At 43.2% G+C, this 25,554-nt stretch carries 25 protein-coding genes; 13 read left to right on the top strand and 12 right to left on the bottom strand.

Annotated features, from left to right (window positions below; genetic code table 11):
• Positions 1-183 precede the first annotated feature (183 nt).
• The 7 genes from JMY05_RS10615 (at position 184) to JMY05_RS10585 (ending at position 6,762) form a co-directional block, all read left to right on the top strand.
• The gene (locus JMY05_RS10615; RefSeq protein WP_045445764.1) at positions 184-798 is read left to right on the top strand and encodes a YceI family protein; all 615 of its coding nucleotides are present in this window, start codon (positions 184-186) and stop codon (positions 796-798) included.
• A gap of 373 nt (positions 799-1,171) precedes the next feature.
• A complete protein-coding gene (locus tag JMY05_RS10610; RefSeq protein ID WP_201615050.1) occupies positions 1,172-2,209 on the top strand; it encodes a DUF1852 domain-containing protein in 1,038 nt (345 codons plus the stop codon).
• A 54-nt stretch (positions 2,210-2,263) separates the two neighbouring features.
• Positions 2,264-3,310, top strand: a complete 1,047-nt coding sequence (locus tag JMY05_RS10605) for a methionine synthase (RefSeq protein ID WP_045445767.1) — start codon at positions 2,264-2,266, stop codon at positions 3,308-3,310.
• Between the two features lie 135 nt (positions 3,311-3,445).
• Positions 3,446-3,946: a flavin reductase gene (locus tag JMY05_RS10600; RefSeq protein WP_045445770.1), complete on the top strand. Its 501-nt coding sequence runs from the start codon at positions 3,446-3,448 to the stop codon at positions 3,944-3,946.
• Between the two features lie 77 nt (positions 3,947-4,023).
• Entirely contained in the window at positions 4,024-4,857 is an 834-nt protein-coding gene (locus JMY05_RS10595; protein WP_045445774.1) for a sulfite exporter TauE/SafE family protein, read from the top strand.
• A gap of 481 nt (positions 4,858-5,338) precedes the next feature.
• Positions 5,339-5,659, top strand: a complete 321-nt coding sequence (locus tag JMY05_RS10590) for a LysE family translocator (RefSeq protein WP_265089064.1) — start codon at positions 5,339-5,341, stop codon at positions 5,657-5,659.
• Positions 5,660-5,817: 158 nt separating this feature from the next.
• The gene (locus JMY05_RS10585; protein ID WP_045445777.1) at positions 5,818-6,762 is read left to right on the top strand and encodes an EamA family transporter; all 945 of its coding nucleotides are present in this window, start codon (positions 5,818-5,820) and stop codon (positions 6,760-6,762) included.
• 177 nt (positions 6,763-6,939) lie between these two features.
• Here JMY05_RS10585 and truC read toward each other — a convergent pair whose 3' ends face one another.
• The 8 genes from truC to hisF all read right to left on the bottom strand — a co-directional run bounded on the left by truC (position 6,940) and on the right by hisF (position 15,823).
• Positions 6,940-7,710: a tRNA pseudouridine(65) synthase TruC gene (truC, locus tag JMY05_RS10580; protein WP_045445780.1), complete on the bottom strand. Its 771-nt coding sequence runs from the start codon at positions 7,708-7,710 to the stop codon at positions 6,940-6,942.
• A 181-nt stretch (positions 7,711-7,891) separates the two neighbouring features.
• Positions 7,892-9,736: a glutamine--fructose-6-phosphate transaminase (isomerizing) gene (gene glmS, locus JMY05_RS10575; protein WP_201615046.1), complete on the bottom strand. Its 1,845-nt coding sequence runs from the start codon at positions 9,734-9,736 to the stop codon at positions 7,892-7,894.
• Positions 9,737-9,983: 247 nt separating this feature from the next.
• Positions 9,984-11,366, bottom strand: a complete 1,383-nt coding sequence (glmU, locus tag JMY05_RS10570; protein ID WP_201615044.1) for a bifunctional UDP-N-acetylglucosamine diphosphorylase/glucosamine-1-phosphate N-acetyltransferase GlmU — start codon at positions 11,364-11,366, stop codon at positions 9,984-9,986.
• Between the two features lie 257 nt (positions 11,367-11,623).
• A complete protein-coding gene (locus JMY05_RS10565) occupies positions 11,624-12,202 on the bottom strand; it encodes a phosphatidylglycerophosphatase A (protein WP_201615042.1) in 579 nt (192 codons plus the stop codon).
• Positions 12,203-12,205: 3 nt separating this feature from the next.
• Positions 12,206-13,246 carry a thiamine-phosphate kinase gene (gene thiL / locus JMY05_RS10560; protein ID WP_201615040.1) on the bottom strand — a complete coding sequence of 347 codons (1,041 nt, stop codon included), beginning with the start codon at positions 13,244-13,246 and terminating at the stop codon, positions 12,206-12,208.
• 2 nt (positions 13,247-13,248) lie between these two features.
• Positions 13,249-14,121, bottom strand: a complete 873-nt coding sequence (gene nusB / locus JMY05_RS13875) for a transcription antitermination factor NusB (protein WP_227678166.1) — start codon at positions 14,119-14,121, stop codon at positions 13,249-13,251.
• A gap of 221 nt (positions 14,122-14,342) precedes the next feature.
• Entirely contained in the window at positions 14,343-14,864 is a 522-nt protein-coding gene (ribE, locus tag JMY05_RS10550; RefSeq protein ID WP_045445783.1) for a 6,7-dimethyl-8-ribityllumazine synthase, read from the bottom strand.
• A 176-nt stretch (positions 14,865-15,040) separates the two neighbouring features.
• Positions 15,041-15,823 (bottom strand): imidazole glycerol phosphate synthase subunit HisF, encoded by a 783-nt coding sequence (gene hisF, locus JMY05_RS10545; RefSeq protein WP_045445786.1) that lies wholly within the window; start codon positions 15,821-15,823, stop codon positions 15,041-15,043.
• Between the two features lie 179 nt (positions 15,824-16,002).
• Between hisF and JMY05_RS10540 the strand changes: the two genes are divergently transcribed.
• From JMY05_RS10540 to JMY05_RS10525, 4 genes are all read left to right on the top strand, one after another.
• Positions 16,003-17,169, top strand: coding sequence for a homoserine kinase (locus JMY05_RS10540; protein ID WP_201615038.1), 1,167 nt, complete (start codon positions 16,003-16,005; stop codon positions 17,167-17,169).
• A gap of 45 nt (positions 17,170-17,214) precedes the next feature.
• The gene (locus tag JMY05_RS10535; RefSeq protein ID WP_045445789.1) at positions 17,215-17,526 is read left to right on the top strand and encodes a hypothetical protein; all 312 of its coding nucleotides are present in this window, start codon (positions 17,215-17,217) and stop codon (positions 17,524-17,526) included.
• Positions 17,527-18,435 carry a class II glutamine amidotransferase gene (locus JMY05_RS10530; RefSeq protein ID WP_045445792.1) on the top strand — a complete coding sequence of 303 codons (909 nt, stop codon included), beginning with the start codon at positions 17,527-17,529 and terminating at the stop codon, positions 18,433-18,435. It begins immediately after the preceding gene.
• A gap of 125 nt (positions 18,436-18,560) precedes the next feature.
• A complete protein-coding gene (locus tag JMY05_RS10525; RefSeq protein ID WP_045445795.1) occupies positions 18,561-18,929 on the top strand; it encodes an Imm8 family immunity protein in 369 nt (122 codons plus the stop codon).
• Positions 18,930-18,982: 53 nt separating this feature from the next.
• Here JMY05_RS10525 and JMY05_RS10520 read toward each other — a convergent pair whose 3' ends face one another.
• Positions 18,983-19,573, bottom strand: a complete 591-nt coding sequence (locus JMY05_RS10520; protein WP_201615036.1) for a YchJ family protein — start codon at positions 19,571-19,573, stop codon at positions 18,983-18,985.
• A gap of 45 nt (positions 19,574-19,618) precedes the next feature.
• Positions 19,619-20,335, bottom strand: coding sequence for a metal-dependent hydrolase (locus JMY05_RS10515; RefSeq protein ID WP_201615034.1), 717 nt, complete (start codon positions 20,333-20,335; stop codon positions 19,619-19,621).
• Between the two features lie 460 nt (positions 20,336-20,795).
• On the opposite strand from JMY05_RS10515, the gene acnA reads away from it, so the two are divergent.
• Entirely contained in the window at positions 20,796-23,594 is a 2,799-nt protein-coding gene (gene acnA / locus JMY05_RS10510) for an aconitate hydratase AcnA (RefSeq protein ID WP_201615032.1), read from the top strand.
• Positions 23,595-23,707: 113 nt separating this feature from the next.
• Here acnA and JMY05_RS10505 read toward each other — a convergent pair whose 3' ends face one another.
• Positions 23,708-24,166 carry a hypothetical protein gene (locus tag JMY05_RS10505; RefSeq protein WP_201615030.1) on the bottom strand — a complete coding sequence of 153 codons (459 nt, stop codon included), beginning with the start codon at positions 24,164-24,166 and terminating at the stop codon, positions 23,708-23,710.
• 32 nt (positions 24,167-24,198) lie between these two features.
• Positions 24,199-24,852 (bottom strand): LysE family translocator, encoded by a 654-nt coding sequence (locus JMY05_RS10500; protein WP_045445803.1) that lies wholly within the window; start codon positions 24,850-24,852, stop codon positions 24,199-24,201.
• 285 nt (positions 24,853-25,137) lie between these two features.
• Between JMY05_RS10500 and JMY05_RS10495 the strand changes: the two genes are divergently transcribed.
• The gene (locus JMY05_RS10495; RefSeq protein WP_055125383.1) at positions 25,138-25,437 is read left to right on the top strand and encodes a peptide-binding protein; all 300 of its coding nucleotides are present in this window, start codon (positions 25,138-25,140) and stop codon (positions 25,435-25,437) included.
• Positions 25,438-25,554 lie beyond the last annotated feature (117 nt).

Raw genomic sequence — 25,554 nt, 5'->3', positions numbered from 1 at the left:
ACGGATTTATTTGATCATACTTATCACATAGCGTTAGCAGTGATAATGCTATGTCTAAAATAGACAAGCCCATACCTATTGATTAAGTATGGGCTTGTTGTCATTATATAAGAGCACAATTATAAAAGCACAGTCACAAAGGATGTGACGGCTCTATCATTTATACAGCAAAGGAGTGTTACTATGAATCAAATGTCCCTCTCGACAGTCATACTGTCCTCGCGGAAGCCGCTACTAGCCTTATGCCTAAGCATGTTAGGTATCGCCAGCAGTCAGGCGATGACTTACGATATTGATCCCACCCATACCAATGTACGCTTTGCTATTGACCATTTTAATACCTCTACCAACACAGGTGGCTTTTATAATATCACTGGACAGCTAGATTATGACCCAGCGGCTCAGACTGGTAATATCTCGCTAGTAATTCCTCTGAATAGCCTAAATACAGGCAATACAGCATTTGATATTACGTTAAAAAGCGCAGATTTTTTCGATATTGAGCATTTTCCACTGGCGCAATTTGAGTCTACCAAATGGTATTTTACGACTGATGGTAGTGGCTCGAATGTCAGCAAAGTCGATGGTATGTTGACACTACACGGTAAGACCAACCCTATTACGCTAACGGCCAGCAAGTTCAATTGCTACCTAAACCCAATATTGAAAAAGCCAGTTTGCGGTGGGGATTTCACAACGACCATTGATCGAACGAAATGGGGCATCAGTAAATATACGTTATTGGGTATTACGGAAAAAGTTCAGCTAAACATTCAGATAGAAGCTGCAAAGCGCTAACACAATCAATAGAAAGTAATTTTCTATTTATATTATCAAAAAAAAGTCTGAGACTTAGAAAATAAGTTTCGGCTTTTTTAATGAGAGAATCCTTATATTCGTTAGTTAGTTTATCGAAATTTTCTTTATGCTTTCTTTAGCGTAGCTCATTTTTCTACAGGCTTATTTTTTGCTCAATGATCCTATCGAGTAAGTCATAAAGTCTCCGCTATCCAATCTCATGTCATACCATAAATCTATTAACATGAATTATATTCATCTTATATTTAAATAGTATCGTTTTTATTCATGTAATAGTTTAGGTATGATTCACCTCATACACAAATTTGGTTTTATCTCAAATAATGAGAGTAGATTAGGGTAGCGGATTATCATGAGTAAAGAATTTAGTTGTGCAATTAAACGCATTCGTTTTGATGAAAACTATCATCCTGCAAATAGCACGCGTCTGACGACGAACTTTGCGAATTTGGCGCGTGGCGAGCATCGTCAAGAGAACTTAAGCAAAACGTTAAGAATGATCAATAATCGTTTTAATGCCTTGGCACATTGGGATAATCCCACCGCAGATCGTTATTCTGTTGAGGTTGATATTATTTCTGTCGACATGGATGTTGCAGGAAATGGCGATACTTTCCCTATCATCGAGATGCTGCAAACAACGATTGTGGATCATAAAGAAAACACCCGTATTGACGGTATGATTGGCAACAGTTTCTCATCTTATGTGCGCGATTATGACTTTAGCGTCGTCTTATTAGACCATTTCGATAAACATCCATCATCTGCGCCGCCAGTAGATTTCGGTGACTTACATGGCAAACTGTTTCAGTATTTATTGAATTCAGAAGTTTACCAAGCTAATTTCACTAAAAATCCTGTGATTTGTTTGAGTGTTTCCACCAGTAAAACCTATCAGCGTACGACCAATCAGCACCCTGTATTGGGCGTTGAATACAAACAAGATGGCTGCTCTTTGAACAAAGGGTCACTAACCGATGAGTACTTTTCCAAAATGGGCTTAACCGTTCGCTACTTTATGCCTACGGGTAGCGCCGCGCCATTAGCATTTTATTTTGCGGGTGACTTGCTGAGCGATTACACCGATCTTGAGCTGATCAGTGCGATTAGTACCATGGAGACGTTTCAAAAAATCTACCGACCTGAGATTTATAATGCCAATTCGGCAGCCGGTCAAGTGTATCAACCGAGCTTGAAGTACCAAGATTATTCGCTGACTCAAATCGTATATGATCGCGAAGAGCGCAGCCAAATGGCAGTGACGCAAGGTAAATTTACGGAAGAGCAGTTTATCAAGCCTTATAAAGCTATTCTTGAAGAGTGGGCAGCAAGCTACGATGTTGCCAGCTACACTGTGCAAAAAGAAGCTGTGAAAAAAGCCGCAGCATAGCCAATATAAATGTAGCCGAAAAGTAAAATACAAATTAATAAGAAGATGAATCGTATGACAATATTATTACCGACACAAAAGTTATTACCGACGTCAACGGCTGGCAGCTTACCGAAACCTTCTTGGCTTGCAGAACCTGAAAAAATCTGGTCACCTTGGGCATTGGAAGGTGAGCAACTGCTTGAAGCCAAACAAGATGCGCTACGTTTGACATTGCAAGAACAAGTGCATGCAGGCATTGATATTGTCAGTGATGGCGAGCAAACTCGTCAGCATTTTGTGACCACCTTTATTGAACATTTGGATGGCGTCGATTTTGAGAAGCGCGAGACCGTGCGCATTCGTAATCGTTATGATGCCAGTGTGCCGTCAGTCGTGGGCGCGGTAAGCCGTCAAAAGCCTGTATTTGTTGATGATGCTAAGTTTTTACGTGCACAAACCGATCAGCCGATCAAATGGGCATTGCCTGGTCCGATGACCATGATTGATACCTTGTATGATGGTCATTATAAAAGCCGTGAAAAATTGGCGTGGGAATTTGCTAAAATCTTAAATCAAGAAGCCAGAGAATTAGAAGCGGCTGGGGTGGATATTATCCAATTCGATGAGCCTGCATTTAATGTGTTCTTTGATGACGTCAACGACTGGGGTATTGCCACGTTAGAGCGTGCCATTGAAGGTCTAAAGTGTGAAACGGCGGTGCATATATGCTACGGCTACGGCATCAAAGCCAATACCGATTGGAAAAAGACGCTGGGTTCAGAGTGGCGTCAATACGAGCAAGCATTCCCTAAATTGCAACAGTCGAATATTGATATTGTCTCTTTAGAATGTCAAAACTCACATGTACCGATGGATTTGATTGAATTGATCCGCGGTAAAAAAGTGATGATTGGTGCCATTGATGTGGCAACCAATACCATTGAGACCCCTGAAGAAGTGGCCAATACGCTACGTAAAGCCTTGCAATTCGTCGATGCGGATAAGCTGTATCCTTCAACCAACTGCGGCATGGCACCGTTGTCTCGACAAGTGGCACGAGGTAAGCTGCAAGCGTTAAGTGCTGGCGCGGCAATCGTGCGTCAAGAACTGACCGCTTAGGGTTCATTGAATAAACTGATGCAAAATTTAGCTTTTATAGGTTGGGTTTTTAACCCGTCTATACTAGCTTGTTTAAACTCATGAGTGACCTCAGTTATCAATGAACTTAAAGATTTAAAATTTAGGAGTTAAGTCATGATTGAAGCCACCGATTTTAGAGATGGTATGTCTTTGTTAACAACAGCGGTCAATGTCATTACCACAGAAGGCAGCGCTGGTACTCATGGGTTTACCGCATCTGCGGTGTGTAGCGTTACCGATACACCGCCAACCTTGCTGGTTTGCATGAATCAGACGTCGCGCTCACATGCCCATTTTATTGAAAATAAAACGTTAAGTGTCAATGTTTTAGGCGCACAGCACGAATCAATATCTAACGCTTTTGCCTCCAAATTGAGTTCACAAGAGCGATTTGAATATGGCTCTTGGTCACCGCTCAAAACAGGCGCTCCCGTTTTAGAAGATGCGTTGGTCAGTTTTGATTGTGAGATTGAGGACATTCAGCAAGTGGGCACGCACAGTGTTTTCATGTGCCGGGTGGTCGCCATTAGACAAAGTGAGCAAGAGGAGAGTTTGGTGTATTTTAATCGTGCCTATTCTCGGGTTGGTCAAGTGGATCAAGTAGAAATCGCTTAAGTTGGCTTTTTAACTGATTGATTGTCACTGAACTAAAATAACCATCGTACTAACTCTATATAAGAAGTAAATATCCCGTGGAATTAATCATTTTTTTAATCATAGGCGCGCTAGCAGGATTTGCTGCGGGGCTATTTGGTGTGGGCGGTGGCACAATTATCGTGCCATTATTATTCATCGTCTTTACGCGAATGGGTTACAGCCCTGACAATATCATGCATTTGGCATTGGGGACGTCATTGGCGACCATCATTGTCACCTCGATCAGCTCGCTCATGGCACACAATAAAAAAGGCGCAGTCATGTGGCCTGTCTTCAAAAATCTGGCACCAGGCTTAGCGATTGGTTGCTTTTTAGGGGCAGGGATTGCAGGGCAGATATCTGGGCTGTATCTTCAACTCATTGTTGGGGTGTTTTTGCTGTGGGTCGCCTACAAGATGTTTTTCGGTGGCAAAAAACAGGTTGCTAATCATGCTACCAATTCTAGTAGTACCGACGATGCTAATACACAATTGCCTTCAAAACCTAGGCAATTAGCAGCAGGTGGGGTTATCGGTATCGCTTCTGCCATTTTCGGTATTGGCGGCGGTAGCTTAACCGTGCCTTATCTCACGCGGTATAGTGTTGTGATGCAAAAAGCCGTTGGCACCTCAGCAGCTTGTGGTCTGCCGATTGCCATTGCTGGTGCATTAGGTTTTATGTTCTTTGGGATGCAGCAACGAATTGATGTGCCTAATACCATTGGCTTTGTGCACATTTATGCCTTTTTAGGGATCAGTATCATGAGCTTTTTCACCGCCAAGCTAGGCGCGAAAGTTGCTCATATACTATCACCGCAATTATTGAAAAAATGCTTTGCGTTGTTATTAACGGTTGTAGGGTGTTACTTTCTGTATAAGGGATTGGTTTAAGTCTTTATATTGGCGCGTTTACACTGCAACGTTTAGATCGTTCAAAAGTTTATTTTGAGTGGTTCTCTTATATCAGTCTGCTTTAAGTGGTCTATTAATGGATTTAAAGGGTGAAGTAGCTGGTTCCCTCGGGGTATACTCTTTTGTTTTTCGGAATGACTGTCCTTTCTAAAATAAGCATAGTTTAAAATATCAATTAAATGCTAGAATGCCAACAAAAGCTTACTCTGGTAGTCGTATTTTAATGAATAACATTGCCCTATATATCCTTATAGCCTCTGCCACTATTGCTAGCCCAGGCCCCGGTGTAATTCTAAGTATTACAAACTCCCTGACGCATGGTCGAAAAAAATAGCTTATGGCATCTTAGGTATCTCTCTAGGAATGCTAGGCGCGGCTATTGTCTCAGCTACTAGTATTGGACTAGTGATTGCAACATCAAAGAAAATGTTCTTGGCCATTCAATTAGTGGGCGCAATATATATTCTACTTGGGTTTTAAAATGGCCTTTGGAAAAAGAAAATCATTTGTCCTAGATTCTGGTAACACGTTAGATGTGAGTAGTACAAGTGCTGGTAGGTTATTCAAAGAAGGTTTGCTAACCTCTCTTTCTAACCCAAAACCTATCTTATTTTCTATGGCTGTATTTCCGCAATTTATCGACACTGAGCAGACCTATCTTTCTCAATTTCTGATTTTAGCTTCAACTTTTTGCCTATTGGTTTTACTGATCCATTTTTGCTACGCAGAAGCATTTGCTTTAGCTAGTCGATATCTATGGAAAGCTCAAGATAACCTATAGTTAATTACAAAAATAGGCGGTGCAGCATTAATGCTCATTGCCGTTCTATTGTTTGTAAGTGTGGTGCTCGCTCTCTAAAAGCATCCTATGGTTAATACGAGATTGTCATAAAATTTTTTTAAATATAATAACCAGCCATAATTTCTTAGGCCAACGATATGACTCCTATATACACTGCATTGGCTGTACTGGTTACTTTTATTTGGGGTGTGAACTTTACTTTTATTGCATGGGGGCTTGAAAGCTTTCCACCGCTAATGCTCACCGCCCTGCGTTTTTTCTTTACCGCTGTGCCACTGGTTTTCTTTCTGAAGCCGCCCAAATTTAACCGTACATTACTTATCTATGCTATCGGTACGTTTGTCATGCAGTATGCTTTTGTCTTTACTGCCATGCACTTAGGGGCATCAGCAGGATTGACGGCACTATTGCTACAAATTCAAATTTTTATTACCGTATTGTTGGCGTATTTTATACTGGGTGAGGCAGTGAGTCGCATGCAAATCATCGGTATGCTGGTCGGTGTGCTAGGGCTTAGCGTCATCGCGTTGAACCTTGGTGGTGACATGCCTCTGGCTGGGTTTGTCTGTATCTTGATTGCGGCCATAGGCTGGAGCTTTGGTAACATTGCTTCAAAACAGGTTTCAACACAAGCGACGCAGCAAGGATCAGACGGGGCTATTATTTCGTCTAATACTGGAAGGAATAAGGCATCCGCGTTGTCTGCTCTCGCTCTCGTGGTTTGGGGTGGTCTGATCGCTTGCGTGATTTTAACGCTATCTTCTCTCATATTTGAGACCGAGGCATGGCAGCTAGCGACGTTTACAGAGGCATCGCTTAAGTCTTGGTTATCACTTGGGTTTATCGTGTATGTCTCAACGCTGATAGGCTTTGGACTGTGGGCGCATCTGCTTAGTCAAAATACGGCTTCTAAGGTTATGCCGTTTGCTCTATTGGTGCCAGTATTCGGTATGACAACCTCAGTGCTGCTTACAGGAGAGGTCGTGACATGGTGGAAGATGCTGGCAATGATATTGATATTGTCGGGGTTGGTGCTAGCGAATATAAAAATGAAACTGGGAAGAAAGCGCCAGCCAATATGATGTTAGCTTTTCTTATTTCTATAACAGCGCTTACGGTAAATAAAAATAAAAATAAAAATAAAAATCCAAACGCTCATAGCCGAAGGTTCAAGTCCTTACTAGGGTATCGAACCTTCATATCTAGCATCAGTATGTCGACTTCTTTCATATGACTATCTAAGATAAAACCTACACTGTTTAATCTTTAGCGCTGTCTACCCAAGAAAACTCTTCTAAGATACGCATCCATTGGTCGTCTAATTTAGCTTTTAGCAATAATGGCTCACCAGTGACGGGGTGGCTGAGCGCTAAAGTCTGAGCATGCAGCAGCATGCGCGTACAATCATAGTGAGTACGAAAAAATCGTGTGTGACGTATATCGCCGTGGCTGGTATCACCCACGATATGATGGAACACATGTCGCATGTGCCGACGCAGCTGATGCTTGCGCCCAGTCTCGGGTGTCAAGCGCACAAGACTATAGCGGCTCGTGTCATGCTTTTTTGATACGGCAAATGGTAGCTCGATTTGTGCCAAACTTTGCCAATGGGTCACCGCCTCTTGAGCGGGTTTGTCCAAATTTGCAAACTTATCGGCGATGGCATCGGGTTGAAAGCTCAACGCATAATCTACGGTGCCTTGGTCTGGCATAAAGCCGCGTACCACGGCTAGATATTGCTTCGTCACGGTATGTGCCGTAAAGGCCTCGCCAAGGCTACGCGCCACAGCTGAGCTCTTGGCAAACAATAATACGCCTGACGTAGGCTTGTCTAACCTATGCACCGGAAATACATGACAACCTACCGCATCACGGGTGAGTTGCATGGCAAAGCGTGTCTCGCCTTTATCCAGCCAACTGCGATGCACCAATAGACCAGCCTCTTTATTAATTGCCACCAGAAATTCATCTTCATAGATTATTTCTATTTGACTAGCGATTTGATTGGCGGTGCCGCTTTCGATATCCATGTTCTCATTGTCCATACTGTAGATACAGTAATTATATAAGTGATTGAATTATATAAATTACTGATATTTTTCTATTTCGTTATTCACAAAAAAATCCTTCGCTATCTTATTCTTACCAGATAGCGAAGGACTCGGTGCAAAAAGTAAATAATTGATAATAAAATCAAATCAAATACTTATGTTACTCAACAGTCACTGATTTAGCAAGGTTACGCGGCTGATCGACGTCTGTACCGCGCATTACGGCGACATGGTATGACAACAGCTGTACGGGTACGCTGTAGACGATAGGGGCAAGCGTTTCACAAACATCGGGCACATAGACCACATGCAATCTGTCTTCTGCGACCATTTGACTAGATTCACTGGCAAAAACAAACAGCTCACCATGACGCGCGTGTACTTCTTGCATATTGGCTTTTAGCTTATCAAACATGCTGTCTTTAGGCGCTAGTACGACGATGGGCATGTCTTTATCGACCAATGCCAATGGACCGTGTTTCAGCTCGCCTGCGGCATAGCCTTCAGCATGAATATAAGAGATTTCTTTCAGCTTTAACGCGCCTTCTAGTGCTATTGGAAACTGCAAACCACGACCTAAGAACAAGCAGCTCTTTTTATACTCAAAATGCTCACTCATGGCTTTGATAGGCGCATCGAGGTTTAAGCTGGCATGTAGTTGACCACGTAGCTCTTGCAATTTACCAAGCAAGGTACTCAGGTTTTCGCCAGTCATGCGCTCCTGAACGACACCCACTTTTAAGACCAATAGCATTAAAGCGGCGAGCTGAGTGGTGAATGCTTTGGTAGAAGCAACACCAATCTCGGGACCAGCAAGCGTTGGTAAAAAGATATCCGTCTCACGTACCAAAGACGATGTCGGTACGTTGCATAATGCTAAGCTAACTAGACCTGCTGGTGTGTGCTTTTGAATATCACGTAGCGCCGATAACGTGTCTGCCGTTTCGCCAGATTGAGAAATACAAATGACAAGTGTGTTGTCGATGACGACAGGATTGCGATAGCGAAATTCACTAGCGACTTCAACGGAACAAGGCACACGAATCAAGCTCTCAAACCAATATTTTGCGACCAAGCCTGAGTGGTAACTGGTACCACAAGCGATGACTTGGACATGCTTAATGCCTTTTAATTGCGCTTCATGACGCTGTAAAAAATCATCACGCAGTTTAGATGGCTCATCGCTATCTACAGCCATCTCAACAGTACGGGCGACCGCGTCTGGCTGCTCATAGATTTCTTTGAGCATATAATGCTTAAATTCACCTTTATCCGCATTATGTTGGGCGGCATCAATTTCATGTATCTGACGTTTTACTTCGACACCATCGGCATAAACCTGAATGCTACTGCGCGTCAATTTGGCGATATCACCTTCTTCTAGGTACATAAAGCGATTGGTGACCGGTAGTAGGGCTAATTGATCAGAAGCAATAAAATTCTCACCGATACCCACACCAATCACTAGTGGAGAGCCTAAACGAACAGTAATCAGCTCTTCTGGGCAGTCGATATGTAGAATACCAAGGGCAAATGCGCCATGTAATAACGGAATAACCGCACGAACCGCCTCTAGTAAATCAGGTGTGGTTTTGTAGATATCATTGATTAGATGAGCGACGACTTCGGTATCAGTCTGCGACGTAAATACGTAACCTTTAGCAATCAATTCTTCTTTTAATTCGGCATAGTTTTCAACGATACCGTTATGTACCACAGCAATCTTGCCTGATACGTGCGGATGGGCATTACGCTGTGCCGGCTCGCCATGGGTTGCCCAACGTGTATGTGCAATACCAATGTGACCATCGAAAAATTCAGGATTAACTGCCACAGCATCGACCAATGCTTGCACTTTACCCACTTGGCGCTCGCGATGGAGTTCGCCATCACGAATGACGGTCAGACCGGCAGAATCATAACCACGGTATTCTAGACGCTTAAGACCCTCAAGTAAGATATTAGCGATATTACGCTCAGCGACTGCTCCAACGATTCCACACATAACTATTCCTTAAATTCGATGTTTCATGTTTTGATTTTTAAAGGCTTCAATGTTTCAATGCTTAAACGCTCAAATACTTTGAGAGGCGATAATGTTCAGTCAATAAATAATAGAAGTTCATACTGGCAGAGCTTTTATACTAACAATTTTGACGTTATAAATATAAGGAAGCAGCATCACAAAAATTGTCATGCTGCTTAGTATTACTTCAATAGATACTGTTCAAAATGCTTGTGATTGACCATTGCTATTTTGACTTTTTGGTCGGACGCTGAAAGTCGTTTTTCTGAGTTTGTCGTGCCCGTCCAAAGGCTAATGCTTTACTGTCGACGTCTTTAGTAATCACTGAACCTGCGGCAACCGTAGCGGTATCACCAATAGTCACAGGTGCCACTAAACTTGAGTTCGAGCCAATGAAGGCATTGTCTTCAATAATGGTTTGTGATTTATTGACACCATCATAATTACAAGTAATGACGCCAGCGCCGACATTGACCTCTGTACCAATGGTCGTATCACCGATATAACTCAAGTGATTAACCTTGCTGCCATGACCGACCGTTGATTTTTTAATTTCGACGAAATTACCAACTTTACTGTTATCAGACAGTACGGTTTCAGGACGCAAATGGGCGAAAGGACCGACATCAACACCTGCCCCAATCTCAGCGCGATCAATCACGCAATAAGGTTTTATGTGGCAGGCATTATCAATGTGGGCGTTTTTGATGACACAGCCCGCTTCGATATAAACATTGTCACCTAAGACACAATCACCCTCGAATACCACACCCACATCGACAAACACATCTTGACCCGCAGTCAAGGTACCGCGAATATCAACGCGCGTCGGATCAGCAAACTGCACGCCCGCTTCTTGTAAGTCGGCAACCAGTTTGCCTTGCCAAGTGCGCTCTAAGCTTGCAAGTTGTTGGCGGTTATTGACGCCTTCAATCTCAAAGGTATGCTCAGGCTCAATCGCGACAATATTAATGCCTTCAGCGACCGCCATTTTAACGATATCCGTTAGGTAGTATTCTTGCTGCGCATTGTCATTAGACAGCTTTGGCAGGTATTTATGCAATAACGCATTATCGACGCAGTAAATACCGCTATTAATCTCTTGGATTTTCTGCTCATCGGCGCTGGCATCTTTTTGCTCGACGATGGCTTCGATGTTGCCGTCTTTGTCACGTTTGATACGACCGAGACCAAAAGGGTTGTCTACGGTCAAGGTCAACATCGACATGCCCTCGGTGTTAGCCGCTTGTAGCGTTGCTAATGTCTGGCAGCTGACTAATGGCACATCACCATAGAGAATCAGGCTTTGCCCTTCTTTGGGTAATTCCGACAGGGTCACTTTCACTGCATGTCCAGTACCTAATTGCTCAGTCTGAGCAACCCAAGTAATAGGCAGATGCGCATATTGAGCATTGATATCTGCTTGGACTTGCTCGCCACCAAAACCATGAACAATAATAGTGTCGTCAACCGTTAATTGATGACACGTATCAAGGACATGACCCAATAACGACTTACCAGCCAATGTCTGTAGCACTTTTGGCTTAGCCGACTGCATACGCGTGCCTTTGCCGGCAGCGAGGATGATTACCGAGAGGGGATTTGTCATAATAGCCTACAAATGTAACAAAATATAATTTAGAATTATAGCGCAAACCGTCATTTAACTAAAACGCTATGTCGTGATATCTTTGTAACTTACGTTGCTTGTCATGGGCTTACCATTTACTGGTGGCTTGCTGATAAATTGGCTATCGTCACAAACGCATTACTAAAAAAGCGGGAGAGTTAAAAAAATGATGGACTATAAACGACAATCGGTTATGAAAGACCGTCGCTTATATAAAAGCGAGGCTAATTTAACAATTAAAGGATGGTGGTATAAATAATGATCCAAACGGCTGCTGCCATGATACCTGCGATGATGTCATCAAGCATGATACCTAGGCCGCCTGCGACTTTTTTATCTGCCCAGCCAATCGGTGGTGGCTTAATAATGTCAAAAAATCGGAATAATATAAAGGCGATAATGATGGCAATAATAGAAGAGATTTGGGCGATATTTTGCCAAAAATTGCCGTCAGCGATACCCATATAAGATAGCGGCAGTAGGGTAAGCCATATGCCTGCCCATTCATCCCAAACAATATGCGGGTTATCATGCCCGCCCATCAGATTCGAGGTGCGACCACATATCTCGTTACCAACCAGACAGGACAGAATGGTAATAATCAAGAATGGTACGAAGCCTAAGCTCAGTAGCGGTATGGCGACGATTAAGCCGCCAACAGTTCCCCAAGTACCAGGCGCACGGCGCGGTAGGCCACTACCTAAACCTAACCCAAGCCAATAAACTACGCGGTCAAGCATATTGGCATTGGCGGGTAGCGGCGGGCAATCATTGGCTTTACGGATATCAGGCTTAGATAGGTTGTGATCAATCATGGGTTAACCTGCAAAATGTTGGTAACCCGTCAGATTGGGCCAAGTAGTAAAGGGGGCGGGATGGGTAGGTGTGATTGGCTGTCCTTGATAAAAAAGCTCTGGTGGTAAATTTTTGATAGAATCTGGCTCATTTACGGCTATGACTTCGCCGATACAGGTAACAGGCGTGTTGCTACTGTCATTAACAGGTGGTTCAATATGAGCAGGCAAAGTAAAAGCCAATTCATAATCATCACCGCCAGTCAGCTGGCACAACAAGCGCTCGGTCAACTCAGCGTTTGCCAATGCGTTGCTAGTAGGTAGCTGATCAAGATGAATGCGCATACTAACGCTGCTTTGTTGGCAGATATGTCCAATATCTTGAGACAGACCATCTGAGATATCTATCATCGCAGTCGCACCAATTTTTGCCAATGCTGCACCCAGTGCAATACGTGGCGTTGGCATATGTAGACGATGCGCAAGCTCAATACCGATAGCAGTATCAGGATGCTGTAGCGCATAAGCGGCATCGCCAAGCGTGCCTGAGACATAGAGTTTGTCGCCAACTTGCGCGCCTGAACGGTAGACGGCTGGCGTCTCTTTGGTAAGTAACCCTTGCGCGCTGATACTAAGCACTAAATTGTCGCTGCGCGTGGTATCACCCCCAATCAGCGTCACCCCAAATAGCTGGCAAGCATGAAATAAGCCTTTAGCAAATTCACTTAACCAGTGCTCATTTGCCAAGCGCTGAGGTAAGGCTAACGCCAGTAGAATACTATGCGGAGTTGCACCCATAGCGGCAATATCTGAGACGTTCACTGCCACGGCTTTATAACCGATGGTAAATGCCAGCTTATTCACTTGTTGCCAATCGGCGCTGAAGTGTCGACCTTGAACCAGTGTATCAATACAGCTGACCAAGCGCGCGCCTGCAGGCAAGCTCATCACCGCGGCATCATCACCAATGCCTTTTTCAACACTGTCTTTGTCGACACTGCTAGACAATGACTGCGCAGCTTGCATTTGGGAGAATATACGCTCAATCAGCTCAAACTCATTCATGATTAGTCTTTGCTGTCTGCATCAGTGCGGTCTGTTTCAATCGCTTTTTTGCTCGCTTTAAAGTCACTAATATTGGCAGTAGCCTTACTAGCGCTATTGCGTTTGACGGTAGCATTATTGGCGCTAATACGAGGCTTGTTTGAAGTAGTTGATTTTTCTTCAATGGCAGCTGTATCAGCACTATCTTCTATATCAGCGTTATCGTCAGCATTGCTATCCGCTTTTATTACAGGTTTAGCAGCCGTTTTTTGTGAGGTGCGTAAATTGGCTTTGCTATCTGCTTCTACTTCAATAGCACGTAGCTCTACCGCCATTTTATCAAGGACGGCATTAATCAATTTATGCGCGTCAGTAGCGCCAAAGTGATTATTCAGCTTCATCGCTTCATCAAGTACCACTTTATAAGGAATCTCTAAGCGGTTTTGTAGCTCGTAAGCACCAATTAAAAGAATAGCGTGTTCGACGGTATCCAATTTATCGATTTCACGGTCAAGATGCTGAGAGATAAGGACATCTAGCGCCTCGATCTGCTCTGGGATGTCACGCATCATTTCATGATAATAGCCAATATGCACGGTATGCATGGCATTGGTCGCGCGTGTACGAGCGGCGATATCGTGTGGGGCATTGTCTTTCCAGCCAAGCTTACCATCGATATCGAAGCGGCGGTCAGTGACGAGCCATTCGTATAGACCTTGCATCGCAAAGCGTCGTGATTTACGGATAGCAGTGTGACTGGTCTTGTAAGAAGACTCACTCATATCGAAGATTTGATCACCCGCACTGCTGCTCGCGATGCGCGTGGCTTCAGCTTGTTTATCATTGGTTTGGGCGGTTTTCGCAGCGCTGATAGCGCGCTTGAGTTGGTCAGTCATAGGGGGTCTATACCTAGTTGCTAAGATAAAAAGTTTTTAAGATAAAAGTTTTAAAATAAAATGTTAAATAGTAGTTAGCTGGCAGGCTTTGCCAGTCAAGTTTTGTAGCGTACTTGGTAACAGTTTTTGTAACACTGACGCTGTGGTCTCGATAAAAACGAAAGCTCATAAGAACCACAGCGCTCATTAAATAACAAACAGCCTATCAAATGATGGCTTGATTAAGCGTCTTCACTGTCATCTTCAATATCTAACTGTGATAGTACCGCAAGCATTTCTAGTACAACCATTGCCGCTTCTGAGCCTTTGTTACCCGCTTTCGTGCCAGCACGCTCAATCGCTTGCTCAATGCTGTCAGTCGTCAGTACGCCATTGGCAACTGGGATATTGTAGTCCATAGCTACCGCGCTTAAGCCTTTTGCAGATTCGCTTGCAACGAAATCAAAATGCGGGGTGCTACCACGGATAATCGCGCCTAAAGCAACGATGGCATCAAAGCGATCAGATTCAGCGGCACGTTGAGCAACCAATGGTAATTCAAAAGCACCAGGCACGCGGATAACGGTAATGTTGCTACCCAATACACCGTGACGTAGTAGCGCATCAATTGCACCATCTACTAATGATTCAACCACAAAACCATTAAAACGACCGACGACGATACCAATACGAACGTCTTTGTTTTGATGTAAATTACCATCGATGTGAGTCACGTCATTACGCTGCTGTTGTAGATTTGACATAAAAAATCCTTTGCCGAATGGGCTTTTAATTAAAATGTAGGCATAAATAATGCGCTAAATATATCGCTAGGTTCAAATGGTTTATTATCCGTTAGATAATCAGTTAAATGAACGAAAATAAGTGGTTAGCGCTATGATAACATTTTTTTCTGTTTTATTTGTACTTTACGAGCGTACTATAGACGCATTTGTATGCCTTGCGCTGCCATATACGCTTTGGCTTCTTGAACCGTATACTCACCAAAATGGAAGATGCTGGCAGCAAGTACAGCATCGACGCCGCCTTCTAATACGCCTTCAGCTAAATGTTGCAAATTGCCGACGCCGCCTGAGGCGATAACTGGCACATTGACGCGGCTAGTAATTTGCTTCATTAGTGCCAAATCATAGCCTTTTTTGGTGCCATCACCATCCATCGAGGTCACCAATAATTCGCCAGCGCCAAGCTCAGCCATTTTGCTCGCCCAAGCGACGGCATCGATACCCGTTGGTTTGCGACCACCGTGGGTAAAGATCTCCCAACGCGGTACGATAACGCCATCGACCGTAATATCTGCAACGCGTTTGGCATCGATAGCCACGACGATACATTGATTACCAAATTTCTGCGCCGCTTCGCCAACGAACTCAGGGGTAAATACCGCCGCAGAATTGATAGCTACTTTATCCGCGCCCGCATTGAGCAAATTGCGGATATCAGCGATTTTACGCACGCCGCCACCGACAGTTAATGGCACAAATACCGTTTCTGCCATACGCTCAACGGTATGATAGGTGGTATCGCGCTCATCATTGGTCGCAGTAATGTCCAAAAAAGTAATCTCATCAGCGCCTTGTTCGTTGTAGCGTTTCGCTACTTCAACAGGGTCTCCTGCGTCTTTGATATCGACAAACTGCACACCTTTGACCACACGACCATTATCAACGTCCAAACAAGGAATGATACGCTTTGCTAACATAGGGACTTTCGCCTTATAATCAATTCATTCTATAAGCGCTAGTCTAGCAAAATCACCGCCATCTCAGGCAGGTTTTCGCAAGATTATTATGCTTTTAGCCAAAGTTTGCTCATGCACGGTACAATCACTGTCATTACCGTATCTATTTACCTTCTTTTAATTGCCATAAGTGAGATGTCATGTCCGTCTATACCCAGTTAACCGATGACCAGTTTGCCGCTTTTTGCCAGCGTTTTGGCGTGTCATTCGCGCGTGCCATTCCGATCACCCAAGGTATCAAAAACTCTAACTGGTTTATTCAGACGACTGACGATGTAGATGGCGCACACTCTTATGTATTTACCTTATTTGAAGAGCGTCCACCAGAAGACATCGAAAAGATGGCGATTATCTTAAATCAACTAGACGGTAAATTACCGGTCGCTGCGCCGTTAGCATTGCTTGATTTAGGCGCTGATAGCGCAGAAAAATTCTATGTCATACGCTATGACAATAAAGCAATTACCTTAGTGCCATGCCTAGCAGGCTCGCATCCACAGCAGACGACGCAAGCGATGTGTCATGAAATTGGCGCCGCTTTAGCGATGCTGCATGAGACATTGCAAGCATTACAGCCTGCGGAAGAATATGGCGTGCCTTTATATCCATGGAACGAGGTACGCGACCGTGAAAGGCAGTTTATGCCAGCTGACGAAGCCAAATTGATGAGTGATATTTGGCGCGCTTACTCAGATTTGCCGCTTGCGACTTTGCCAAAAGGCTTATGTCATTTAGACATGTTTGCCGATAATACCTTGTGGAATCTACAAGTAGGTGAAGAACGTTTAACAGGTTTATTGGACTTTACCGAAGTCAGCGTCGAGCACTATGTGATGGATATTGCCATTACGATTAATGATTTTTGTACCACTTGGGGCGATGCTGAGCAGGGTGAGTCGGTGAATTTTGACCGCAGCAAAATGGCGGCTTTCTTGCAAGGCTATGAGTCGAAACGTATCCTCGGTGAAGATGAAAAACGTGCCTTACCAGTGATGCTCGCCAAAGCGGCGGTGATTTTTTGGCTATTACGTCTCAACGTTATTCACTATAACCGTACCGAAGGACGTACGGGCGATAACATCATGGTCAAAAATCCTGACCTGATGAAACGCCTTGCTGCTTATCATTGGTCACATGTTGAAAAAGCGCAAAATACGGTATTTATGTTGTTAGCTATTGATAATAAAACCGAAAATCCAATAGCCGGTGTTTTTAGCAATATCACCCAAGCTGAGCAAGCGCGTGATAAATTAAGTAACAGCAGTGATTTTGTCATTAAAGAATATACGCTCGACCAATTAGCATAACGTGTTTTCTATTATTCTTGTATCAAAACCATAAAGGCGGATCCCATGACCGATCAAGTTGATAACTGGCACAAGCTGGCACGCTACGACACCAATATGCAAGGTGAACTGCATGCCAATCTGCTTCGTAACAATGGTATTACCGTTTCTCTGCAACCGCTGAGCGCAATGCCGGGTATGAATTCTGGGATTGTGCTGTGGATACAGGATGCTGATTTTGCGCATGCAAAGCGCATTTTGGCGAATATTGACACCGATGGGGCAACGCCTTATGAGGTGTTTGATGAAACGTCAGCAGCCAAAATTAACCCTACTTTAAATCCTGCACAAGATGACAAGAACGGCGGTAAAGTATAAATGTGTCAACTCCTAGGAATGAACTGTAATACCCCAACCGATATTGGTTTTAGCTTTGCAGGGTTTCGTCGCCGCGGTGGCATGACCGATAGCCACGAAGACGGCTTTGGCATTGCATTTTTTGAGCGTAGTGAGTGCACTAACAGTGACAAACCAGAGAATGCTTCAACTGGTTTGCGTTTGTTCCACGATAATAAACCAAGCCATTTATCGCCCGTGGCTGATTTGGTCAATAATTATCCGATTAAAGCTATGAACGTTATCGCTCATATTCGTAAAGCGACCCAAGGGCAAAACTGCTTGGCAAATACCCATCCTTTTGTCCGCGAAGTCTGGGGCGAACAGTGGGTATTTGCGCATAACGGGCAGATGAATAGCGAGTTTATTAAACGCTGTCAGCGCTTGCAAGACAACGGCAACGCCTCACATTGCCAGCCAGTCGGTAATACCGATTCTGAGATGGCTTTTTGCTACCTTGTTAATCGCCTAAAAAGCAGCTTTAAAACTCGCCCTGATGACCAAACGCTGTTTAACTTTTTGACCACCCAATGTCGTTATTTATCCGCCAATGGCTTGTTTAATTGCTTGATATCGAATGGCAGTTGGCAATTGGCTTATGCGGGGAGTTTATTGTTTTATCTCACGCGTCAAGCACCATTTGGTGAAGCGAAATTAGCAGATGATGATTTAGCCATTAACTTTGGTGATGTGACGACAGATACCGACAAAGTGACGATACTAGTGACAGTGCCTCTCACTGAAAATGAGAAATGGCAACAGCTGGCAGCTAATGAATGCCTGATATTTCAAGATGGGGACGTCATTTATAAAGACAGCCCAAGCCAGCGCAAGTTTTTGACGATTGAGGAAGGGATTGCGGTAGCAAGGTCGGTTGGGGCGAGTATTTAAAAGTACTCTTCAAAACAGTGCTTAAACCAAACCTTTCATCTGAACCGCAAATACAAGGCTGCTTTTTATTGATATTTGTCTATAAGATTTCATGTTCTAGTTTGAAAAATAAGGACTATTAAGTGATGTCAATTCAATATATATCATTTGAAGATCATCAAAGTTTTGATGGGTTTGAGTTTCGTGGTGGTGATTATTTTGATTTAAATGTTAATCTCACGTTAGGCGATGAGAAAGGAGGTGATAATTTCTACTTCTATATTACTAATGACTATGACTCTAGCTGCGATGAAATAGTCATTGAAGATTATGAAATTTACTTTCGAAAAAAAGGGGTTTTTGTGATGAAGTGTTTTGATAAGCAGATTTTGTTAGACTTCATTAAATCTTTAATTAAAGATAAGGGTAACAATCAAAATCCAAGCGAAGTATCAACCGATTTATCAGAGTATTTTCATTGGGAGTTTGATAATTACGTTCCGTACAAAGACTGATTGGTTTATCTACATTGTTTTTAAAATATATGACGAAATTTATGGCAATAGTATTAACTCAAATAACCCCCACAACACCGCTTAAACTTCTCACCAGACCCACAAATACACGGCTGCTTTTGCGTCACAGACATTGAAACAGTCGGATCCAAAAAATACCAGTGTGCATCATTATTGATTTTGTCTGTCACCTTCATAAAGGCAGACAATTCATGATGCGCCTGCACTTTCTCTTCTAAATTATTTGCATTATTAGTTGGCTTGAAATAAGCCTTAAACTCAACTTGCGCATGGCGTTTGCCTAGCGTTGGCGTGTGCGCTACGATTTCTAGTCCTGCCCAATTCGTCTCTTTTGCCCACGATTCAATCGCCTTGATATCCAACAAGTTTTGCTGCGCGGGTAAGGTGGTTTTGACGATATATTCTGGCTTAATCAATACAAAGGCACTATAGCGCGTGCGCATAAGACGTTCGGCTGTCTCCGCTTTTATACCATCTGCTTTGCCAACCTCACCAATATAAAGAGCATCATTATAAACAGCCTCATGATAAGGCTGACAGCAATCTTTATACAGTAGTGGTGAGCTGATAGCGCTTGATGATGGATGAATTTGGCAAGGGCAAACGTGTAGATTAGGTTGCATGTTTTATTCTCATTTTTGCTTGGGTTTTATTGCTTTACCGTATCTTTATCGCAGCATGTTTTTTATTAGTTCTGGCAATATGCCAACTTTTAGTTGTGCCCATGGTGCTGGGTCACGCAGCTGCTGCCAAAACGCATCAAACGGCGGGGCAAAATAGACCAACATGGCGAGCAGTGTATATAGTAATAAATACCACCACTTATCTTTAGGCTGATAAAACTTCATCGCTGTACCTGATGAGCGCTTCATTTTCATATTGGATAAGTTAACACTATATAACTCGTCCAATGTCAAATGCACCAGCGCGCCACCGAATAAAAATAAACCGTAAAACCAGCTTGCCGTCAGTGGAAGGTGCAAGACGTAGTAGCTTAAATAAGTCAGCCCCAAACCCAAAGTTGCCATATAAGGCACGGAGTGAATCACACCGCGATGCACGGTCATGTTGGTAAAAATAGAGAAAACCACATAACGCATAAAGCCGTAGCCTGCTAGCCATAATGCAATCAGGGCGAGCAAACTCAGCTCACTGCGCCAATGCATGACCAAACCAAAGGCAAAAATAAATGAGGTGATATTAAACCCAAGTTTAATCGGTGTTGAGTTATCAGAATCCAAATCAGGCAGCAGCCCACCGATAGTGCCGAGCGCCACGCAAACTAAAAACCCCGAATCATCAATCAATCCCGCTTTATAAACTGTCAAACTGAGCGTACCACTGACCATGAATGCAACATTCAGGTGGGTGTTAAAATTTGCCATAAAAACTCATCAATAAGTAGCGCGCGAAACGATTGTTTCGAGGCGTTTGCCTAGCGGTAAAAAAGCGCACCATAATAGCATAGCGCAGCCAAACGTCTAACAGATAAGGCTCGTATGCTGCGACTGGTTTACCCACTACCTTTGATTCTAATATTTCTTTGGAAAATATATTGATATTTAATAATAGAACGTTAAACCCTTGTTACGTTTACGATTATGCCACGATTTGACAACGTCTAGACGTTAACAAAGCGCCGCCGTTTTGTTATGGTAAAAGAGCGTTATTGTTAAGTGCTAAAGAGTCGCTTAGCTATTTTGTTAACTCAAATTTATATTGTATTGTGTCAAATAATAACGATTTTGAATACAACTCGTACAATCATCTATCTAGCCACCAATCCTCAGCATAAACCTATAACCGTTTGGGCTTAGGATCTATAACAACGATAAGGAAGCTACCATGAGTGATATTTTTAATGTAAAAGACACCATTACGGTCGATGGCAAGGAACATGCCTATTACAGTTTGCCAAAGCTGACCGAAACTTTTGAGCACATCAGCAAATTGCCATTTTGCATGAAAATCGTCTTAGAAAACCTATTACGTAATGAAGATGATGGTCAATCTGTCGGCAAAAATCATATCGAAGCGGTTGCTAACTGGGACGCAGGCGCAGAAGCGTCAAAAGAGATCGCCTTTATGCCAGCCCGTGTAGTCCTGCAAGACTTTACTGGTGTGCCGTCAGTTGTCGATTTGGCAGCCATGCGTGATGCCGTGGTTGAGCTTGGCGGTAAAGCTGAGCAAATTAACCCCTTTATCCCAAGTGAATTGGTCGTCGATCACTCTGTACAGGTCGATGCTTATGGCCGAGAAGATGCACTAGACTTGAACGAAAAAATTGAATTTAAACGTAACAATGAACGTTATGAATTCCTGCATTGGGGTCGTAATGCGTTTAAAAACTTTGTGGTCGTACCACCAGCGACGGGTATTGTGCATCAAGTTAACCTTGAATACTTAGCTCGTGTTGTAATGGCTGCTGATGTCAATGTTGATGGTAAAAGCGAGTTGACGGCTTATCCTGATACGGTATTTGGTACGGACAGCCACACGACGATGATTAATGGTATCGGCGTGCTTGGTTGGGGTGTCGGCGGTATTGAAGCGGAAGCGGCAATGCTTGGTCAACCGTCATCAATGCTGATTCCACAAGTGGTTGGCTTTGAGCTAAAAGGTAAACTCACTGAAGGCGTTACCGCGACAGATTTGGTATTGCGTGTGGTTGAAATGCTACGTGCGCATGGTGTGGTTGGTAAATTCGTTGAGTTTTATGGCGAAGGCTTACACAGTATGCCACTGGCAGATCGTGCGACGATTGCCAATATGTCACCAGAATATGGGGCAACCTGTGGTATTTTCCCGATTGACCAAATGGCGATTGATTATCTGCGTCTATCAGGTCGTGAAGAAAGTCAGATTGAATTGGTCGAAAAGTATGCCAAGGCGCAAGGCTTATGGCACGATGCCGATACGCCAGCAGCGACTTATTCAAGTAAATTAGAGCTAGATTTATCATCAGTACAGCCTGCACTTGCCGGTCCGAACTTGCCACAGCAGCGTATCAATCTATGTGATATGCACGAAAAATTTGGCGAAACTTTAGAAAAAATGACCAAAGACCGCAAGTCAGAAGTCGAAGGCAAGGTACGCTTTGATGAAGAAGGCGGCGAGCAAGAGCAAGCGGATAGACTCTATGATAAGCCTAATGTTTTCTCTGACGTCAATATCGATGATAAGAGCCATAAATTGCGTGATGGTTCTGTCGTTATCGCAGCGATTACCTCATGTACCAATACCTCAAACCCTGCGGTGATGATTGGCGCGGGCTTGGTGGCGAAAAAAGCCGCTGCAAAAGGTCTAAAAGCCAAGCCTTGGGTCAAAACCTCATTGGCACCCGGTTCGAAAGTCGTCACCGATTATCTTGAAAAATCTAAGCTAATGGACGAGCTTGAAAAAACAGGCTTCTATTTAGTGGGTTATGGTTGTACCACTTGTATCGGTAACTCAGGACCACTCTTAGAGTCGATTGAAAAAGGTATCGAAGAAAAAGACTTAGTCGCTGCTGCCGTGTTGTCAGGTAACCGTAACTTTGAAGGTCGTATCCACTCGCACGTAAAAGCGAGCTACTTAGCGTCACCACCACTCGTAGTTGCTTATGCGCTGGCAGGTACGGTTGATATTGACTTAACGACGCAGCCTTTAGGACAAGATCAAGATGGCAAAGATGTTTTCTTAAAAGATATTTGGCCAACGTCAGATGAGATCAATGAGCTGATTGCTAATAATATCGATGCGGATATGTTCCGCAAAAACTATGGTGAAGTGTTTGACGGTAGTGCCGCATGGAACGCCATTAGCTCAGCCGATAGCCAGTTGTATCCGTGGAGCGAAGCGTCTACTTATATTAAAAACCCACCGTTCTTTGATGGTATGACCATGGAGCCAGAAGGTATTCCTGATATCGAAGGCGCACGCATCTTAGGGTTGTTCGGTGACTCAATCACCACTGACCATATCTCGCCAGCGGGTAATATCGATCCAGATTCGCCAGCAGGTAAGTACTTGCAAGAGCGAGGTGTGATGCAAGCCGACTTCAATAGCTATGGCTCACGCCGTGGTAATGATGCGGTCATGACGCGCGGCACCTTTGCCAATATCCGTATCAAAAATACTATGATGGCTGGCAAAGAGGGCGGCTATACTTATTACTTCAACGGCGATAGCGCCACGCTTCAAGACGGCGAAGAAATGGCCATCTATGATGCGGCAATGAAGTATAAAGAAGACAAGCGTCCGCTCGTGGTACTTGGCGGTGCAGAATATGGCTCAGGCTCTAGTCGTGACTGGGCAGCGAAGGGTACGATTTTGCTTGGCGTAAAAGCAGTATTGACCAGCTCGTTTGAGCGTATTCACCGCTCAAATCTCGTCGGTATGGGTGTGTTGCCATTGACCTTTAAAGACGGTGAAAACGCAGAAACTTATAATCTAGATGGCTCTGAAGTGCTTAGCATTACAGGTCTAGATAATGGCGATAGTAAGACCGCCAAAGTCACGGCTACGCGTGCCGATGGTTCGTCTGAGAGCTTTGATGTCAATGTCATGCTCCAGACGCCAAAAGAGCGCGAATACGTGCGTCATGGTGGCGTGTTGCACTATGTGCTACGTCAATTGGCTGCTGAGAGCAAAAACGCTGCATAAAGAATAGTTAGACTTAGTATGATAAAAAGCCCAATCCCAGTTAAATTAGGGGATTGGGCTTTTTTATTATCTGGGAAAAGGGAAACACGTATCTGCAAATCTATTCCAATGAACTATCTAAAGTTTTCATTCCAGCTCTCCTTAAATATTTTATTTAAGAATGCTTCTTTATCGATGCTGCCGTCATTTTTTAAGCAGGTCTTATCGACAAAAAGATAATTCGTCCAGCTGATATCAGGAGACAATTCATTGATTTCATTTACGATATCAACTTCGCTAATATCAGAGAAATCTCTAATGACAAGTTTTTGAGCCAACTCTAAAATGCGACTCTTTGTTTTATACTCATGAGAATTTGGATACTCAGAAATTTTATCAAAAAATTTCTCATAATTGATACTTAAGTCTTCGTTTACATATTCATCACTCCAGAATATATAGTCACTCCAAAATGGGTCAGGAGACAGTTTGTCTAGTTCACGCTTTATTGCTACTTGCCTTGACTCTGAGCATGGAGTATTAATTAACTCTTCAAGTAATAAAGTGATTTTTTGCTTAGTATCATCGTTCATGATTATTTCCTCTGCTGTTTATTCCAATGGTTTCAACCTTTCTCAGTCAATAGCCTAATTCCCAAGCCAATAAATACCACACCGCTTATCTTGTTTAAAATGGCTTCGATAGAGGGGTTTTTACGTAAGTTTTCACTGAATTTTGACGCCAATAATGCTAAGCACAAGCACCATATAAAGCCAGTGACAGCAAAGGTCAATCCTAAAATAACGAACGACACCATACTATAAGCATAACTGGCATCGATAAACTGAGGGAAGAACGCCAAAAAGAATAATGCAACTTTTGGATTAAAGGTATTGGTGAGCACACCTTGCTTATATATTTGCCAGTGATCTAAAGGCTGAACGGGCTTTGGCTTCTCGTCATCCTGCAAACTCGCGGCTATCAAAGGCTGTTGTTTACTTATGAGCATTTTGACGCCTAGATAGCACAAATAGCTGGCACCAATATATTTTACGAGCATAAATGCCGTAGGGGAGTTAGCCAGCAACACGGACAATCCTAGCGAAGCCAGTAGCGTATGCACCAGAATGCCTGAAGTAATACCCAACACAGAATAAAACCCTGCCGTTTGCCCCTGCGAAATACTACGGGTAATGATGTACATGCTATCCGTGCCTGGGGTCAGGTTTAACAAGATAGCTGCCATGATAAACCCTAGATAGTTCTCAATCCCGAACATGGTTAAAACGTCCTTGTGTTAAGCCTAAAAATTTGTACGTTATAAAGTATTTATACATTCTATAAAATCCTTATAGGATTGATGGTAGCGAGGATCTTACGGGTTGGCAATAGAATAAATCATTCAATAAATACTGATATTAAAAACTATTCAGCATGGTTATGGCTTCAGTTTTTATCAAAATCAATAAAACGTAAATATCTTATAAAATCGCAGATACCGCAATGTGAACTCTGATAAGATATCAGAGATTAATAAGACATTTGTTGATAATAAGGATTTGAGATGAAACGTTTGGCTTATACCATTGCTGTATCTGTTTTTGCTACGACGGTTGGGATAAATGCCGCGCATGCCGAGAGAGTTTGCAAAGTAACAGATCCGACGGGTACTCCACTAAACATTCGCGACGAGCCTAATGGCAAGATTATTAATAAGCTGCGTAATGATCGCGAGGTGTATGTCACAGATACCACTTATGATAATAAAAATCGTCCGTGGGTATATTTAGAAGGCTACTACAAGGGCGAATACAGGCATTGGGGCTGGGCGATTAGAGAGTTTGTCTCCTGTTATGATCGTTGATATATTAATTTCAGCTTATCCAAACCATAATGAACTGGATATAACAAAACCAACAGGCATAAAAAATCCCAGTCACCGTATGATGACTGGGATTTTTTATTGTTCGCTTATTAGTCT

This window comes from Psychrobacter sp. JCM 18902, from assembly GCF_904846615.1.
GTDB lineage: Bacteria > Pseudomonadota > Gammaproteobacteria > Pseudomonadales > Moraxellaceae > Psychrobacter.
The sequence above is the reverse complement of the archived record's forward strand: the minus strand, read 5'-3'. Positions and strand labels throughout refer to the sequence as shown.